Origin of the sequence: Streptomonospora mangrovi (assembly GCF_027604915.1) — a bacterium.
Classification (GTDB): Bacteria; Actinomycetota; Actinomycetes; order Streptosporangiales; family Streptosporangiaceae; genus Streptomonospora; species Streptomonospora mangrovi.
The window spans coordinates 117449-133993 of sequence record NZ_JAJAQC010000016.1 but is presented as its reverse complement, the minus strand read 5'-3'; the positions used below and the strand labels follow the sequence as shown (position 1 = coordinate 133993).

General features: G+C 74.3%; 15 protein-coding genes. 6 read left to right on the top strand and 9 right to left on the bottom strand.

Translation table 11 applies throughout. From position 1 onward, the window contains the following. Positions 1–225: 225 nt before the first annotated feature. Complete coding sequence (pfkB, locus tag LG943_RS11740; RefSeq protein ID WP_270072266.1) at positions 226–1167, top strand: 1-phosphofructokinase; 942 nt, start codon at positions 226–228, stop codon at positions 1165–1167. Between the two features lie 76 nt (positions 1168–1243). On the opposite strand, the gene LG943_RS11735 is transcribed toward pfkB, so the two are convergent. Next, positions 1244–1813, bottom strand: a complete 570-nt coding sequence (locus LG943_RS11735) for a LysM peptidoglycan-binding domain-containing protein (protein ID WP_270072265.1) — start codon at positions 1811–1813, stop codon at positions 1244–1246. 582 nt (positions 1814–2395) lie between these two features. On the opposite strand from LG943_RS11735, the gene lexA reads away from it, so the two are divergent. The 3 genes from lexA (at position 2396) to LG943_RS11720 (ending at position 5005) form a co-directional block, all read left to right on the top strand. Continuing rightward, positions 2396–3013: a transcriptional repressor LexA gene (lexA, locus tag LG943_RS11730; protein ID WP_408648587.1), complete on the top strand. Its 618-nt coding sequence runs from the start codon at positions 2396–2398 to the stop codon at positions 3011–3013. Between the two features lie 207 nt (positions 3014–3220). Then, positions 3221–4318 (top strand): alpha/beta hydrolase family protein, encoded by a 1098-nt coding sequence (locus tag LG943_RS11725; protein WP_270072263.1) that lies wholly within the window; start codon positions 3221–3223, stop codon positions 4316–4318. A gap of 114 nt (positions 4319–4432) precedes the next feature. Continuing rightward, positions 4433–5005: an SMI1/KNR4 family protein gene (locus LG943_RS11720; RefSeq protein WP_270072262.1), complete on the top strand. Its 573-nt coding sequence runs from the start codon at positions 4433–4435 to the stop codon at positions 5003–5005. A gap of 162 nt (positions 5006–5167) precedes the next feature. Here LG943_RS11720 and LG943_RS11715 read toward each other — a convergent pair whose 3' ends face one another. The 5 genes from LG943_RS11715 to LG943_RS11695 form a co-directional block, all read right to left on the bottom strand. Next, the gene (locus LG943_RS11715; protein WP_270072261.1) at positions 5168–5686 is read right to left on the bottom strand and encodes a Cif family virulence factor; all 519 of its coding nucleotides are present in this window, start codon (positions 5684–5686) and stop codon (positions 5168–5170) included. A gap of 690 nt (positions 5687–6376) precedes the next feature. After that, positions 6377–7003, bottom strand: coding sequence for a hypothetical protein (locus LG943_RS11710; protein ID WP_270072260.1), 627 nt, complete (start codon positions 7001–7003; stop codon positions 6377–6379). A gap of 882 nt (positions 7004–7885) precedes the next feature. Then, positions 7886–8530, bottom strand: coding sequence for a hypothetical protein (locus tag LG943_RS11705; protein WP_270072259.1), 645 nt, complete (start codon positions 8528–8530; stop codon positions 7886–7888). 3 nt (positions 8531–8533) lie between these two features. Further along, on the bottom strand, positions 8534–11032 hold the full coding sequence (gene leuS, locus LG943_RS11700; RefSeq protein WP_270072258.1) for a leucine--tRNA ligase: 2499 nt from the start codon (positions 11030–11032) through the stop codon (positions 8534–8536). Between the two features lie 309 nt (positions 11033–11341). Beyond that, positions 11342–11905 carry a hypothetical protein gene (locus LG943_RS11695; protein ID WP_270072257.1) on the bottom strand — a complete coding sequence of 188 codons (564 nt, stop codon included), beginning with the start codon at positions 11903–11905 and terminating at the stop codon, positions 11342–11344. A gap of 359 nt (positions 11906–12264) precedes the next feature. Between LG943_RS11695 and LG943_RS11690 the strand changes: the two genes are divergently transcribed. Continuing rightward, a complete protein-coding gene (locus tag LG943_RS11690; RefSeq protein WP_270072256.1) occupies positions 12265–12687 on the top strand; it encodes a DUF6406 domain-containing protein in 423 nt (140 codons plus the stop codon). Positions 12688–12765: 78 nt separating this feature from the next. Continuing rightward, positions 12766–14307, top strand: a complete 1542-nt coding sequence (locus LG943_RS11685; protein ID WP_270072255.1) for a long-chain-fatty-acid--CoA ligase — start codon at positions 12766–12768, stop codon at positions 14305–14307. A gap of 93 nt (positions 14308–14400) precedes the next feature. On the opposite strand, the gene LG943_RS11680 is transcribed toward LG943_RS11685, so the two are convergent. The 3 genes from LG943_RS11680 to LG943_RS11670 form a co-directional block, all read right to left on the bottom strand. Then, positions 14401–14628, bottom strand: coding sequence for a hypothetical protein (locus tag LG943_RS11680; RefSeq protein ID WP_270072254.1), 228 nt, complete (start codon positions 14626–14628; stop codon positions 14401–14403). Between the two features lie 84 nt (positions 14629–14712). Further along, a complete protein-coding gene (locus tag LG943_RS11675) occupies positions 14713–15774 on the bottom strand; it encodes a glycoside hydrolase family 3 N-terminal domain-containing protein (RefSeq protein WP_270072253.1) in 1062 nt (353 codons plus the stop codon). After that, positions 15771–16511: a carbohydrate ABC transporter permease gene (locus LG943_RS11670; RefSeq protein WP_270072286.1), complete on the bottom strand. Its 741-nt coding sequence runs from the start codon at positions 16509–16511 to the stop codon at positions 15771–15773. Before LG943_RS11670 ends, LG943_RS11675 begins: the two co-directional genes overlap by 4 nt. Positions 16512–16545 lie beyond the last annotated feature (34 nt).

Genomic DNA, 16545 nt, shown 5'->3' with positions numbered 1-16545 from the left:
TAACCGGACATAATCAAAAGCAGTCACAACCAAACGGACCGAATCCGCGCGAGAACGGAGGCCGGTCGGCTGCCCGCCCGGGGCCACCGGCCCCGGCCTGTGCCCGGCGCGCCGGCGGGACCCCGCACCGGCGGCGGGCCGCTCCGCGCGGCCCCCGCTTCGCGGGCTCGGCTTTCGAGACGGTCGCCGACCACGTCCGCCGTTGAACCACGGAGCGCGCCCGCGATGATCCTCACCTGCACGCCCAACCCGAGTGTCGACCACACCCTGGAGATCCCCGAACTCCTCCAGGGCGAGATCCTGCGCGTCCAGACCTCGCGCACCGAGGCAGGGGGCAAGGGGGTCAACGTCTCGCGCGCGCTGCGCCGCAACGGGCGCGACACCACCGCCGTGCTGCCCGTGGGCGGCGCCCAGGGGGCCGAACTGACCGCGCTGCTGGGCGACCTGCCCTGCGTGCGGGTGCCGATCACCGACGCCACGCGCACCAACGTCACCGTCACCGAGGCCGACGGCACCACCACCAAGCTCAACAGCAGCGGGCCCGCGCTCACCCCCGCCGAGATCGAGGACCTGCTGGCGGCGCTCGACGCCGAACTCCAGCGCGACCCGCGCTGGCTGGTGGCCAGCGGCAGCCTCCCCGGCGGCACCCCGCCCGACCTCTACGCCCGCATCGCCCGCCTGGCGGCCGCGCGCGGGGTGCAGGTGGCCCTGGACACCTCGGGCAAGCCCCTGGAGACGGCGGCGGGCGCCGGGGGCTTCGCGCTGCTCAAGCCCAACATGGAGGAGCTGGCGGCGCTGCTGGGCCGCCCGCTGGAGACCGTGGGCGACGTGGTCGGCGCGGCGCGCGAGGTGGTGTCCTGGGGCAACGGCCTGGTGCTGGTGACCCTGGGCGCGCACGGCGCGCTGCTGGTCGACCGCGAGCGCACGTGGTGGGCGCAGGGACCGGCCGTGGTGCCGCGCAGCACGGTGGGTGCGGGCGACTGCTCGCTGGCGGGCTACCTGGCGGCCGAGGGGCCGCCCGAGGAGCGGCTGTGCCAGGCGGTGGCGTGGGGAGCGGCGGCGGTGGCGCTGCCCGGCACCACGGTCCCCGGCCCGGCCGACCTGCGGGTCGAGGAGGTGCGCCTGGTGGCCGATCCGCCGGCGGAGTGGCGGGTGGCCGACCTCTAGCGGGGCCGCGCCGCTGACCGGCGGCTAGGTGCGCCGGGTGCGCGGGCGCCGCCGGCCGGAATGTCACCGCCGGCTGTTAGAACTCCGGCATGAGGAGTTCCTGGCCGGGTTCCAGCGTGGACTCGTCGAGGCCGTTCACGCGCACGATCTCGTGCACGATGCGGCGGGGGTCGTCGCCGGGTCGCACCCGCTCGGCGATCTCCCACAGGGTGTCGCCCTCGCGCACCACCACGGTGCCCGGGGCCGATCCGTTGAGCACGGAGTCGGTGGCGGTGTTGGAGGCCGCGGCGCCGGCGGTGGTGGCGGCCATGAACGCCGCCGACAGCAGCGCGGTGGCCAGCACCGAGGCCGACGCCACCACGACCACCCTGCCGCGCCGGGTGAGCCGGTGCCGCCACAGCGACACCGCCGGCGCCAGCGCCGCGCCCTGGGCGGCATCGGGGCGCTGGGCGGCGGGGCGCTGGACATCGGGGCGCGGGGCGGGGGCCTCGGCGCGCGGCCGGCGCACCGGGCGGGGCTCGGGCCGCCCGCGCCACTCGGGGATCTCGCGCGCCCAGTCGAACGGTTCGGTGGTGGGGGCCCCGGCGGGGCGGTCGCCGCGGCCGGGGCGGTCCTCCCGGTCGGCGCGCGCGGGTGCCTCGGCCACGCCAGGTCCCGCTCCGTGACCGCCGGGGGCCGACACCACGGACAGGCGGCGCGGCACCGCGCGGCGCGCGGCGGACGACGTGGACCAGCGCACCGGGGATTCGCACGCGGATGCGGATTCAGCCGCGGAAACAGTCATGGACACTGCCCTCACCTTCGTACGCCCGTTCGTTAGAACTGACGTTCGATTACTACCGCATACGAGCGAATTTTTCAGCACCATCTCGAACGTTTGTTTGATATTGCCGTGTACACGCACTAACGTTGGACATGTTTCGCCGCGGTATCGGCTGCGCCACTCCAGGTGGCGGCACGCGCGCTACCGCTGCTGAAAAACCCGCTCGACTGGTCGGCTCCGCCTTTTCGGGGATCCGCCCGACGTCCGCACCGATAGCCGCACCATTTGACCCACCGACCGCCGAGGAGGCCGGCCGTGCCGGAGGAGAACCACGGAACCCAGGAACCTCACGCGGGCGGAACCTCCGTCACCGCGCTCCGGTCCACCGCCGCGTCTTCCGCCGATCCACAGGGGTCCGCCGAGGGAGCGGAGGGTGCGCCGCAGCTCACGGCCCGCCAGCAGAGCGTGCTGAGCTGTATTCACCGCTACGTGCGGCAGCGCGGGTACCCGCCGTCCATCCGCGAGATCGGCGACGCGGTGGGGCTATCGAGCCCGTCCAGTGTTGCGCACCAGTTGAAGGTCTTGCAACGCAAGGGCTATCTCCACCGCGACCAAAATCGCCCACGAGCGGTGGAAATTCGCATACCGGGACAGCCCCCGGTGCGGTCCTGGGACCAGTTGGAGGACACCCCCGAGGCCGACGGCGCCCGCGCCACCGACGTCCCCGTGGTCGGCCGGATCGCGGCCGGCGGCCCGATCCTGGCCGAGGAGTCCATCGAGGACGTCCTCACGCTGCCCAAGCAGCTCGTCGGCGAGGGCCGGCTGTTCATGCTCAACGTCGTCGGCGACTCCATGATCGAGGCCGCCATCACCGACGGTGACCTGGTCGTTGTCCGCCAGCAGCCCGACGCCAACAACGGCGACATCGTGGCCGCCCTCCTCGACGACGAGGCCACGGTGAAGGTCTTCAAGCGCGACTCCGACCACGTGTGGCTGCTGCCGCGCAACGACGCCTACGAACCCATCAACGGCGACCAGGCCACCATCCTGGGCAAGGTCGTGGCCGTCCTGCGGCGCGTCTGAGCGGTTCTGTAACGACTTCGACTCGCTTTGATAGTGGTCCGTGATCTTCGGCGTAGATCACGGATCCTTGTCCGATTCGGAACCCAAGGGTTACCGGCGCGGTCACCGGCGGCCTCCCGCGCCCGCCGGTGCCGCGCCGCCCCCGGACACCGCCCGCCCCCGCAGCCCCCGCCCCGCCGCCGCCCGGCGGGCAATACCGTGGTGACCATGCCCCTCGTGCCGCTTCCGCGCCCCGCCCGCGCCGCACGCGCCCTCGCCGCGCTGGCGGCCGTCCCGCTGCTGCTGCTGCTGGGCACCGCCTGCTCCCCCGAGACCGAACCCAACCCGATCGCCTCGGCGCCCGGCGTGCGCCCGGCCGAACGCGACATCACCTTCACCAGCGGCCCCGACACCCTGCACGGCACCTTCGCGCTGCCGCCCGAGGCCGGCGAGGGGCTGCCGGCGGCGCTGATCGTCTCCGGCAGCGGCCCCACCGACCGCGACGGCGACAACCCCGCGCGGCCCGACGCCGGCACCAACGAGAACCTCGCCCGCGTGCTGGCCGACGCCGGGGTGGCGTCGCTGCGCTACGACAAGTTCGGCAGCGGCGATACGGGCACGGCCTCGCGCGGCCCCGACGCCCCGGTCGACTACGACGTCTTCGCCGACGAGGTCGCCGCCGCCTACGCCTTCATGGCCGAGCAGCCCGAGGTCGACCCCGAGCGGCTCGTCGTGATCGGCCACAGCGAGGGCGCGCTGTTCGCGCTGCGCGCCCACGAACTCGCGGGCGCCACCCCGCCGGCGGCCCTGGTGCTGGCGGCGCCGCCCGGGCGCCGCTACCTCGACGTCCTCGACCGCCAGGTCACCGAGCAGGTCCGCCAGGCCGAGGCGGCGGGCTCCCTCGGCTTCACCGAGGCCGACCAGATGCTCTCCGACACCCGCTACGCCATCGCGAGCGTCCGCGACGGCGAGGTCCCCGACCTCGACCCCGGGTCGCCGCTGGGCGGCGTCCTGGAGCCGCGCACGGCCCCGTTCCTGCGCACCGCCGACGCAATGGACCCGGTCGACCTCGCGCGCGAGGTGCCCGGCGACATCCCCGTGCTGGTGCTGTGGGGCACCGCCGACTCCCAGATCCCCGACACCGACGTCGACCGCCTGATGACCGGCCTGCCCCGCGCCGAGCGCGTCGACCTGGAGGGCGCCGACCACGTCCTGCGCATGTACGACGACGCCCCCGGCGCCCCCGTCCTGGACGCCCAGCGCCGCTTCTCCCCCGACGTCGCCCCCGCCCTGGTGGGCTTCCTGGAGGAGTCGGTGGGCCTGTAGGGGTATAGGGGTGCGCCGGCGGGCCGGGGCTCCCCGAGGAGTGTCGGTACGGCCGCCTAACCTGCTGCCGCGGCGGCGCGCCGCCCCGCCACGCCCCCACCAGGAAGACACGGCATGAGCCACGACCGGCCCGTCCCCCCTACCCGCCCCGCCACGCCCGAGGAGTGGCGCGCCTACCTGCTGATGTACGGCGACATCTACCTCCGCACGGCCAACGAGTACCGGCTGCCCGGCATCACCGAGGAGCAGCGGCGGACCCGCTGGCTGGGCCGCGCGCCCGCCACCGAGGAGGCCGTCGCGGCCGCCGAGGAGCGGCTGGGCGTGCGGCTGCCGCCGAGCCTGCGCGCCTTCCTGAAGGCGAGCGACGGCTGGCCGGCGGTCGACGGCTGGACCGAGGCGGTGTGCTCGTGCGCGGAACTGGCTTGGATGCGTGAAAGCGAGGGTTCCGACTACATCGTCGACATGTACCGCGACCTGGGCGAAGCCGACGAGTACGTCGCGCTGTTCGAGCGCGCGCTGGAGGTCGCCTACGGCGAGGACCTCTGGCTCCTCGACCCCGCGCGGGTCAACGCCGACGGAGAGTGGGGGGCCGTGCTGTTCGAGGTCAAGTACGGCGAACTGAAGGAGTTCCCCGACTTCATCGCCCTCGTCCACGACAGCTACGCGACCATGACCACGACCCCCTGAAGCCCCGGCGGCCCCGCCCCGGTCGGTCTTTCACGCGGACCCGGGAGGAGCCTCCGGGAGGAGCCGGTGGCCCCGCGGGAAGCCCCGGCCGGAGCCGGAGCCCCGCCGGGCGGCCGCCCCGGTCGTCAGTCTCCCTACGGGGGCCGCCCGGCGAGCAGGACGTCAACTCCCCGCCGAGGGCCGCCCGGCGAGTACGGTGTCGGCCTCCTCAGGGGTGATGGGCCGCACCGCCGTCTGGTCGCGGACGATCCGCCAGCGGTAGTCGGCGCCGAGCCGCCACACCTGGGAGTTCAGCGCCCGCAGCGCGGTGACCGCTCCGTCCGCCGCCGTGAGCCGGGCCACGAAGACCAGGCGGCTGGCGGCCAGCCGGCCGGAGGCGATGACCTCGGGCCCCTCCTCGACGGCGTGCTCGGCGCGGCGCAGCGCGGAGAACACGGGCGTGAACGCGCGCCCGAACGCGGCGGCGTCGCGGAAGACGCGCCGCTGGGAGTCCGCGTCGTCGAACAGGATGACGTCCTCGCCGTCGAAGTCGTAGTAGTCGCCGAACACCCCCGCGAAGTCGAACGCGGGATCCCCCTCGGCGCGGTCCCACAGGAAGACCCACGCCCGGTGGAGGGCGGCGACCGTTTGGGCCGCGTCAGCCCGGCCGCCGGAGGTGTCGGGCACGGAGGTGGTGGACATGGTTCTCCTCCAGATCGAAGTCCAGGTCGATTCCAGTGCGCGGCCGCCGCACGTGGAAGCCGGACGGGTGGTCCGACACACTCGAGTCTGGTGCGCGCACCGCCGACCGACCAGACCGGCCCGCACCTGGGTGCGGCACTCCCAGGACCCGCGAGAGCCCCAGCAGCGCCAGGACTTCCGGCCCCCGCCGGCCGCGCGGGATCACGCCGGCGCCGGCCCGGAACGCGCTCGCCAGGCGACGGAGACGCCGCGCATCCGGCGGCCGGCAGGCGCGTAGTCCAGAGGCACGGCAGAGGCACGGCAGAGGCCCGCCTGGGGCGGGTGAGCCCCGTCCGCACCACCGCCGACCAGGACGGCGCGCATGGACACGACGTCCCCCCAGCTCCGCACGGCGGCCGGGGGCATCGGGGACCTCAGCGCCCGCCGCTCACTCGGCCGGCCATCGACCGGTCCCGCCGCCGACCGCGACCGAGGCGGGACCACGCTGTCACCCTATCGACACCCGCCGCCAGGCGGCGGAGAAGCCGCGCGTCCTGCGGGGGGCGGGCGTGCAGGCACCGCCGGAATCCGGAGCAAGGCAGGGGTCGGCGTCCCTTCCGCGCCGCGGGCCGGTCGGCACCCGCACGGCGCGGCGCCGCCCCGGCGCCGACGCTGTGCGCGGCACCGGGGCGGGGACCGTGTGGCTAGTGGCTAGTAGTCGCCGTCCTCGACGGCGTCGGCGACCGCGCGGGCGAGTTTTTCGGCGCCCGCGACGGTCTCGTCGGCGGGCACGGCCTCGGAGGACTGGTAGTCGATCGAGGCGGTGTAGCAGGTGAGGGTGTAGAGGTTGGACATCCGCACCGCCACGCAGCCCCAGCCGAACCCGCGGGTCTCCTCGTGCCAGGACAGCGCCTCGTCGCCCAGGTCCGCCACCGGCTCGGCCGAGTGCGGGCCGGCGGCGGCCGCCATGGCGTCGGCCGCGGCGGCCGTGGCCTCGGTGTCGCCGTGGTCGTCGTAGCGGACGAACACCATCCGCGCGGCGGCGGGCACGGACTCCGCGGAGCGGTCGGTGGCCCAGCGGCACTCCCGGCCCTCGCGCCAGTTGCGCTGGAAGCCGTCGATGGGCTGGTCGAGTTCGCTGCGGCGGTCGGGGACCAGGGACTCCAGGGCGTCGGTCTGGGCGACGGCGCAGTCGGGCACGGTGCCGTAGTCGCCGCCCCCGGAGGTCAGCGCCACGATGGCCCAGACGCCGCCGACCGCCATGAGCAGCACGATGACGCCCAGCGTGGCGACCACGGCCGTGGCGCACCCCCGGCTCTGCGCGGGCGCCGAAGGCACCGGATGCACACCGCCCGCCCCCGGACCGCCGGGCGCCCCCGGCCCACCGGGCGCGGGGTTGGGCGTGGCCCCGGGAGCGCCCTGCGGCGCTCCTGCGGCCGACTGCGGACCGCCCTGCCCCGAAAGCGGAGAACTATTAGGGGCCAACGGAGCCTGGAACGTACCCGTGGCCGAGGGAGCGGCCGACTGCGGACCGCCCTGCGCCGAAGGCGGAGGACTGCCGGCGGCGAACGGAGCCTGGAACGTACCCGTGGTCGAAGACGCAGGCGGCCCCGCCGGGCGGTCCCCGCCTTGCGCGGGCGCGGCCTGCCCACCCTGCGGCGCGGGCGGGCCTGCGGGGCGGTCCCCGCCGTGGGCCGACCCGCCGTGCTGCTGCGCGTCCCAGCCGATGGGGCGGGCGCCGCGCCCGGCCGGGCCGGCGGTGGGTGGGGGCGGCACCGCTCCCGGGGTCCGGGGGGCTCCCGGGGCCGGGGGCCGTGCGGTCCCGTCGCCGCCGGGTGCGAGAGCGGAAGGGGCGGGCGGGGGCGCGGGGGCGCCCTGCGGTGGGGTGGCGGAGCGCGGTGCCGAGGGCGACGACCCGCCGTCTGGCTCGTCCCGCTCGGGCTCGGAGCCTCCGGAAGGTGGCTGGGTCATCGGTGCCCTCCTGTCCTACGTGGCCCGGCCGGAGGCGGGCGCGGTGCGTCGCGGCCTGCCTCGGGTAAGAGCGCGCCCGGCGCCGTCCGGTTCCCGGACCGCCGAGGATGTGAACCGACCGTCACGCTACTAGGGCGCTGACCGGAATGGATAACCGCGCCGCGCCCGAGGCCGCCCCCGTCCGCACACCGGCCGCACCGGGAAGCGGCCGCCCGCGCACCGGAAGCCGGAGTGGCGACCGCCCGCCGCCTACAGTGACTCGGCGACCTGCTCGGCGACCCCGATCGCGCCCTCGCGGGCGTCCTCGTAGCTCAGCCCCTGGCCCTGGTCGTTCTCGTCGCCGCCGTAGAACACCTGGATCAGCATGTTCTCGCGGCGGAAGGCAACCTCGGCGGAGGTGCCGTCGGAGGTGGCGGGCCACACCAGGGCCGACTCCCCCAGCTCGGGCACGGGGTCGGCGCCGTCCACCCGGCCGATGGGCGCCAACTGCTCCAGCCGCAGCGCCGCCGCCCGCGCACCGCTGACCTCGCCCGCCTTGTCGGTGAAGTGGGCGGTGAAGTCCAGGTGCAGGGAGCGCGGCGGGCCGTCGCCGGAGCCGATCGAGGTCCACACGCAGGTGGCGCTGTCGGCGTCGGTCATGGGACCGTGCTCGCTGGTCTCCAGTGCGGCGCCGGGCACCAGCGACTCCACGGCGTCGGCCGGCACGGAGTCGCAGGCGGGCGCGGAGGCGAAGGTGTCGCCCTCGTCGGCCTGCACGGCGGGGTCGTCGCTGCTCAGGACGATCCCCGCGGTGAGCGACGCGGCGACCAGCAGCACCACCCCGGCCCCGGCGGTCAGCCACAGGCGCGCGGGGGTGGCGGTCGCCGCCTCGACGGCACGGCCGGCCCACGCCATGGGTCAGCCCACCACGATGTTGACCAGCTTGGGCGCCCGCACCACGATCCTGCGGACCTCCCTGCCGTCGATGAACGCCTGCACCTTCTCCGAGGCCAGCGCGAGGCGTTCCAGCTCCTCGGCGCTGATGTCCGGAGCGACGTCCAGTTTGTCACGGACCTTGCTGGCGACCTGCACGACACACGTCACCGACTCCTGGGTCAGCAGCGCGGGGTCGGGCCGGCGCCAGTTGCCCACCGACACCGAGCCGGTGTGCCCCAGGCGCTCCCAGCCCTCCTCGGCGACGTAGGGCGCGAACAGCGCGAGCGTGATCGCGACGACCTCGGCGGCCTCGCGCACGGCGGGGTCGGCCGCGCCGGGGCCGGAGTCGATGGCCTTGCGCGCGGCCGTGACCAGCTCCATGATGCGGGCGACCGCGACGTTGAACCGGTGCGCGTCGACGGCGGCGGTGATCTTGTCCAGCGCCTGGTGGGTGGCCTTGCGCAGCGCGAGGTCCCCGTCGGCGGGGTCGGCCCCGGGCGCGGAGGCGGCGCCGGCCTCGGCCATGACCCGGTAGGCCCGGTTGAGGAACTTCAGCGACGCGGCCGGCGAGACGTCGGCCCAGTCGATGTCGTCCTCGGGCGGCCCGGCGAAGACCATGGTCAGGCGGACGGCGTCGACGCCGTACTTGTCGATCTCCTCGCCCAGGTCGACCCCGTTGCCCAGGGACTTGGACATCGCCCTGCCCTGGTTGATGACCTGGCCCTGGTTGAGCAGCCGGCGGAACGGCTCGGTGAACCCGACCAGGCCCATGTCGTAGAGGACCTTGACGAAGAAGCGCGAGTAGAGCAGGTGCAGGGTCGCGTGCTCCTTGCCCCCGATGTACTGGTCCACCGGCCCCCACTTGGCGACCTGGTCGACGTCGAAGGGGGCGGTGTCGGCGCCCGGCGAGCAGTAGCGCAGGAAGTACCAGGACGAGTCCACGAAGGTGTCCATGGTGTCGGTGTCGCGCTTGGCCGCTCCCCCGCACTTGGGGCAGGCGGTGTTGACCCAGTCGGCGGCGGCGGCCAGCGGCGAGACGCCCTTGGGCGCGAGGTCGGCGCCCTTGAGGTTCTCGGGCAGCCGCACCGGCAGCTCGTCGTCGGGGACCGGGACCTCGCCGCAGTCGGGGCAGTGCACGATCGGGATCGGGGTGCCCCAGAAGCGCTGCCGCGACAGCAGCCAGTCGCGGAGGCGGTAGTTGACCGCCGCCGAGCCGGTGCCGCGCTCGGCCAGGATCTCGATGATCCGGGGGATGGCCTCGCTCTTGGACAGGCCGTCCAGCGGGCCGGAGTTCATCAGGCGGCCCTCGCCGGCGGTGGCCAGGCCGGTCTCGACCGGGCTGGGCTCGCCGGTGTCGACGACCTCGCGGACCTCCAGGCCGAACTTGAGCGCGAAGTCGAGGTCGCGCTGGTCGTGCGCCGGGACGGCCATGACGGCGCCGTGGCCGTAGTCGGCCAGGACGTAGTCGGCGGCCCACACGGGGATGCGCTCGCCGTTGACCGGGTTGACCGCGTAGCGGCCCAGGAAGACGCCGGTCTTGGGGCGCTCGGTGGACTGCCGCTCGATGTCGGACAGCTTGGCGACCTGGTCGCGGTAGGACTCGAACTCGGCCCGGCGGTCCTCGGCGCACAGCTCCTCGGCCAGCGGGGCGTCGGCGGCCACGACGAAGAACGTGGCGCCGTAGAGGGTGTCGGGCCTGGTGGTGAAGACGGAGACCGGTTCGTCGCGCCCCTCGATGGCGAAGCGCACGTCGGCGCCGTGGGAGCGGCCGATCCAGTTGCGCTGCATCGTCAGGACGTCGTCGGGCCAGTTGCCGTTCTCCAACTGGTCCATGTCGTCCAGCAGCCGGTCGGCGTAGGAGGTGATGCGGTAGTACCACTGGTTCAGGCTGCGGCGCACGACCTCGGTACCGCAGCGCTCGCAGCGGCCCTGCACGACCTGCTCGTTGGCGAGCACGGTCTGGTCCTTGGGACACCAGTTGACCAGGCCGTTCTTGCGGTAGGCCAGCCCGCGCTCGAAGAACCGCAGGAACAGCCACTGGTTCCACTTGTAGTACTCGGGGTCGCTGGTGTGCAGCCGCCGCGACCAGTCCACGGCGATGCCGTAGCGCTTGAAGGACTCCGCCTGGGTCTCGATGTTGGCGTAGGTCCACTCGGCGGGGTGGGTGCCGTGCTTGATGGCCGCGTTCTCGGCGGGAAGCCCGAAGGAGTCCCAGCCGATGGGGTGCAGCACGTTGTCGCCGCGCTGGAACCCGTAGCGGGCGATGACGTCCCCGATGGCGAACGCCTCGGCGTGCCCCATGTGGAGGTCGCCGGAGGGGTAGGCGAACATGTCGACCACATAGCGGCGCGGACGGTCGTCGGCCGGATCCTCACTGGCCGCGAAGGGGTTCTCCTCGGCCCAGCGGGCCTGCCACTTCTCCTGGACCGCCCGGGCGTCATAGGTGTCGCCCGCGGCCTGGTCGCCGTCTACCGCTGTCATCGCTGGATCGTCCTCTAACGGGTCGCACTTGGGGGCACAGAGCGGCTGGAGGGCGGCGGTCAGACCGCGCCCGCTGGAGTTCGGCCTCGCCGCAGTCTCACCAGCCGGGTGTCCACCTCAAGGTTAGCGCGGTTCGCCGCGCCTTCTCGACGCGTTGACGCGCGTCCGCGGCACGGCGCCGCGCGATCGCCGCGTGCCCGCAACACGAAGCGGCGCGGCCCGCCCCCGCCTCGCCCCGCCGTCGCGCGCCCGCCGCCCGGGACGGCGCCGGATCTCGGTGGGGTGTGGTCCTTTGGCTCCTGAACGGGGTTACACGTTGTCGCGGTTGGTGCGGTCGAAAGTGTGGGTGCGGCGGATTTCGCCGCCGGCGGGCTCGTCGGCGGGGGCGCCTCCGGGCTCGCGGGCCTCGGCGGCGCGGCGGTACTCCTCGGCGGCCTTCTCGTGCTCCTCGGCGGCCAGGCGGCGCTGGCGCACCGGGTCGGGCTCCAGTTCGGCCTCGTGGCGGACGGCCGGGCGGTGGACCTCGACGGCGTGGTCGGGGGCCGGTTCGCCGGTGGCGTCCTCCTCGGCCAGCTTGCGGGCCTCGCGGTCGATGCTGGTGCTGATGGGGACCGACTCGTGGCGCGGGCCCTCGATCAGGGTGGCGGCCTCGTGGTCGATGCTGGTGTCCATGATCCCGCGATCGGCCGGCTCCTCCACGACGGTCTGGGGTGCCAGGCGGCCGCGCTGCCACCACGGGAAGCGGCGGCGCTCGGGGTCGGCCAGGCCGCCGCGGAAGTAGGTGCGCGGCTGCGCGGTCCAGCGCACCAGGCACCAGATGGCGAACACCGCGCACGCGGCGATGATGATGCCAACGGCCCAAACTGTCGACATGGGGGTCTCCTCGGGGCTGTGTCGTGCCTGTGCGTAGTCCCCTGCCCGCAGAATCGGGGTGTGAACGCGCGCCGGGCACCGGGATCGCCTCAGCGGTGGGAGAATGCAGGCGTTCCCGCGGTTCGCGGCCGCTCGCCTCCGGCCGTCCGTGCGGCCCTTTCCTGTTCCCGTTCGAGCTGTGCCCCTTCCCGTTGTCCCTGTTGGTTTCCGTCCCCTGCCTTCCGTGGCCGGCGGCCGGGGCGTTGTCCCTCCGCGCCGCCGCTCCCGCTGCCTCTGCTCCCCCGACCCGCCAAACCGTTGCGCCGTGCCGCCGCCGCGCCGCGCGGCACACCCGATGAGCCTGTGGAGATCCGCCGACCATGACCGAGTTCGTTGCCGCCCGCCGCGTCCGCCGCACCCTCCTCGCCGCCGCCCTGGGCGCCGCCGTGCTGCTGGGGGCCGCCGCGTGCGCCCAGGGCGGCGAGCCCGAGCCCGAGCCCAGCAGTTCGGCGCCGGTGCTGGGGGTGGACGAGGACCGCGTGCAACTGCTGGAGGGCACGCCGGCGTCGGTGGAGGGCGGCTCGGGCGACCCGGTGGAGCTCCAGCTCACCGGCTACGAGGACGGCGAGGAGCCGGCCGTGGTGATCAGCGCCCGCCCCGAGGGCGGCGAGCCCGAGGAGTTCACGCTGCGCCTGGGCGAGCACCTGGACGCCGCCGGGTCGAGCTGGCGGGTGTCGGAGATCGGCATCAGCGGCACGGCCAACCAGCCGGCCAGCGCCACGCTGACGCGTGAGGGCGCTTAGTCCACCCCGCTGACCAGCCCACAAGTTACCCTGCGGTAAGAAGGTGACCGATACCACGTCACACTGCTGGAGGGCGCGATGCTCAACCTCGCCGCACTGCTCGAAGACGGCGCCCGGACCACTCCGGACCGCGACTGCCTGGTGTTCGGTGACCTGCGGCTCAACTACGCCCTGGTCGACATGATCGCCAACCAGGTGGCCAACCTGCTGGTGGCGCGGGGCATCGCGCCCGGCGACCGGGTCGCGCTCGCCTCCCCCAACACCCCCTACTTCCCGTTCGTGTACTTCGGCGCACTGAAGGCCGGCGCGGTGGTGGTCCCCCTCAACGTGCTGCTCACCAGCCGCGAGATCGCCTACCACCTGCGCGACTCCGGAGCCAAGGCGCTGTTCGCCTTCGCCGGCACCCCCGAGCTGCCGCTGGGCGAGCGCGCCTTCGCCGCCTTCCGCGAGACCGAGACCTGCGAGCTGTTCATCGACCTGCCGGCCACCCCCGGCGCCACCGAGTCCACCATCGAGGGCGCCGAGACCCTGTGGGCGGCGCTGGACGGCCGGCCCGGCACGTTCTCCACGGTGCGCACCGAGGCCGACGACACCGCCGTGATCATCTACACCAGCGGCACCACCGGCAGCCCCAAGGGCGCCCAACTGTCGCACATGAACCTGCTGTTCAACGCGGTGGCCTCCGACGCCCTGTTCGAGCGCACCGAGCACGACGTCTACCTCACCGTGCTCCCGCTGTTCCACATCTTCGGCCAGACCACCATGCTCAACTGCGGCCTCTACCGGCACGCCACGCTGGTGCTCCAGGCCCGCTTCGACGGCGACGAGGCGCTGTCGCTGATGGAGAAGGAGGGCGTCACCGTCTTCGCCGGGGTGCCCACCATGTACTGGGGCCTGCTGGGCGCCAAGGGCGAGCACGACGTCGAGGGGATCGCCAAGCGCCTCAACGTCGCGGTCTCGGGCGGCAGCGCGCTGCCGGCCGAACTCTCCCGCCAGGTCAAGGAGCGCTTCGGCGTGGAGATCCTGGAGGGCTACGGCCTGTCGGAGACCTCGCCGGTGGTGTCGTTCAACAACCCCCGTGTCAAGGCCAAGCCCGGCTCGATCGGCCTGCCGATCTGGGGCGTGGAGATGAAGCTGGTCGACAGCGCGTTCAACGACGTCGAGGGCGAGGGCCCCGGCGAGATCGCGGTGCGCGGCCACTGCGTGATGAAGGGCTACCACAACCGCCCCGACGCCGACGAGCAGGTGTTCCGCGACGGCTGGTTCCGCACCGGCGACATCGCCCGCCGCGACGAGGACGGGTTCTACTTCATCGTCGACCGCTCCAAGGACATGATCATCCGGGGCGGCTACAACGTCTACCCGCGCGAGCTGGAGGAGGTGCTGATGACCCACCCCGAGGTCAGCCTCGCCGCCGTGGTGGGTGTGCCGCACGAGAGCCACGGCGAGGAGATCAAGGCCTACGTCATCCGCGAGGAGGGGGCGCAGTTGACCGAGCAGCAGCTCGTGGACTGGGCCAAGGAGCGGCTGGCCGGCTACAAGTACCCGCGCCTGGTGGAGTTCCGCGACGAGCTGCCGATGACCGCCACCGGCAAGATCCTCAAGCGCGAGCTGCGCTGAGGCCGCGGCGCCGGGGGCCGGCCGGGGGCCGGCGGGGGCCGGCGGGCCGCCGCCGACCGCCGGCCCGCGCCGCCGCAGTGGCGGCGGGCGCCGCTACGACAGCGGGCGCCACTGGGAGTCGCAGACCACGCACCGGAACTCGATCGGCTTGCCGCAGGTCTTGCAGTGCGGCCCGGGGCTGTAGTCGCCGAGGTGCTCGGCGTGCCGGTCGGCGAAGTAGCGCAGGTCCATGCACACGTTGCAGCGGATCGGCACGGTCGTGGGGCTGCGCGGCCAGGGGTCGTCGGGCTCGATCGGGTGTGCGGCGCGGTCGTCGGCCATCTGTCCCCTTCTCCCGTGCGGGCGGTGGCGTGCCGCCGCGGCGGTGGCGCGGTGCTGCCACCCTGGCGAACCCGGCTCGGCCGGTCAAGGCGCCGAGGCCGGACCGGCCAGCAGGCGCTCGACCCGCCCGGCGGCCTCGGCCAGCCGCGCCACGGGCACCGCGCCGGAGTCCACCGCCGCCAGCACGGCCTCCCGCGCCGCCGTGAACACCCGCTCGTCGAACCCGGGCGGGGGCGTTCGCCCGTCCGCGGCGGCGTTGCCGGGGTTGCCCAGGCACAGCAGGTCGGCGCCGGCCGCCAGCGCGGCGGCGGCGCCCAGCGCCACGGCCCGCGCCGGGTCGGCGGCGCCGGTGTGGGCGGCCAGCCCGCGCATGTCCAGCGCGTCGGTGACCGCCGCCCCGGTGAACCCGAGGTCCGCGCGCAGCATCCGGTAGGCGGCCGGCGAGACGCTGGCCGGCGCGGTGTCGAGGTCGGGCACCACGATGTGCCCGGCCATCACCATGTCGGCCCCGGCCGCCACGGCGGCGGCGAAGGGCGCGAGTTCGCGGCGGCGCAGCACCGGCAGGGCGACGTCGACCACGGGCAGCGCCACGTGGGAGTCGACCCGGGTGGCGCCGTGCCCGGGGAAGTGCTTGACCGCGCCGCGCACCCCGGCGGCGTGCAGGCCGCGCACGAACGCGGCGGTGTGCGCGGCGACCTGGTCGGGGTCGGCACCGAAGGACCGGCCGCCCACCACGGGGTTGGCGGTGTCCAGCCGCAGGTCGGCCACTGGCGCGAGCGCGGCGGTGATCCCGGCGGCGCGCAGGTCGCGGCCCATGGCCTCGGCGACGGCGGCGGTGCGCCGGGGGTCGCCCTCGGCGCCGAGGTCGCCGTGGCCGGGGTGCGGGGAGCCGGTGGCGGCGTGCAGCCGGGTGACGCGGCCGCCCTCCTCGTCGGAGGCGGTGAGCAGGTCGGGGCGCAGCGCGTGCAGCCGCGCCGACAGGCCGGCGGGGTCGGCCGCGAGGTTGGGCGCGAAGTAGCACACGGCGGCCAGCCCCTCGCCGATCGCGCGCTCCAGCCACGCGGGGACGTCCGTGCCGGTGAACCCGGGCATGAGGACGGTGTGGGCCATGCGCCGCACGGCCGGGTCGGCACCGGGGGCGGTCATCCCTTCACCGCCCCCTGCACCAGGCCGGCCACCAGCCCGCGCTGCACGATCAGGAAGAACACCATCACCGGCAGGGTGATGACGGTGGAGGCGGCCATGACCGCGCCCCAGTCGGTGGTGTACTGGCCGAAGAACTGCCGCAGCCCCACCGCCACGGTGTAGCGGTCGGCCTCGTTCATGAACGTCAGCGCCAGGATGAACTCGTTCCAGGCGGTGATGAAGGAGAAGATCCCGGTGGCCACCAGCCCGGGCGCCACCAGCGGGAACAGCACCGACCAGAACATGCGCCCCCAGGAGGCGCCGTCGATGTAGGCGGCCTCCTCGACCTCGGCCGGCACGGCGGCGGCGAACCCGCGCAGCATCCAGATCGCGAACGGCAGCGCCAGCGCGATGTAGACCACGCTCAGCCCCAGCAGCGAGTTGAGCATCCGCAGGTCGCGCACCTGGAGGAACAGCGGGATGACCAGCGCCTCCAGCGGCACCATCTGCACGGTGAGCACCATGATCAGCACCGTGGTGCGCAGCCGGAACCGGAACCGGGCCACGGCCACCGCCGCCAGCAGCGCCAGCAGGCTGCTGCCCGCGACCGTCAGCGCGGCCACGGCCAGCGAGTTGCCCAGGTAGCCCAGGAACCCGGCCTCCTGGAGCACGTAGCGGAAGTTGTCCAGGGTGAAGGAGGTCGGCAGCAGGGAGTCGGTGCCGCTGCGGGGCCGCTCCGACACCGCGCTGACCACCATGAAGTAGGCGGGGAACAGGGTGAAGGCGAGCACC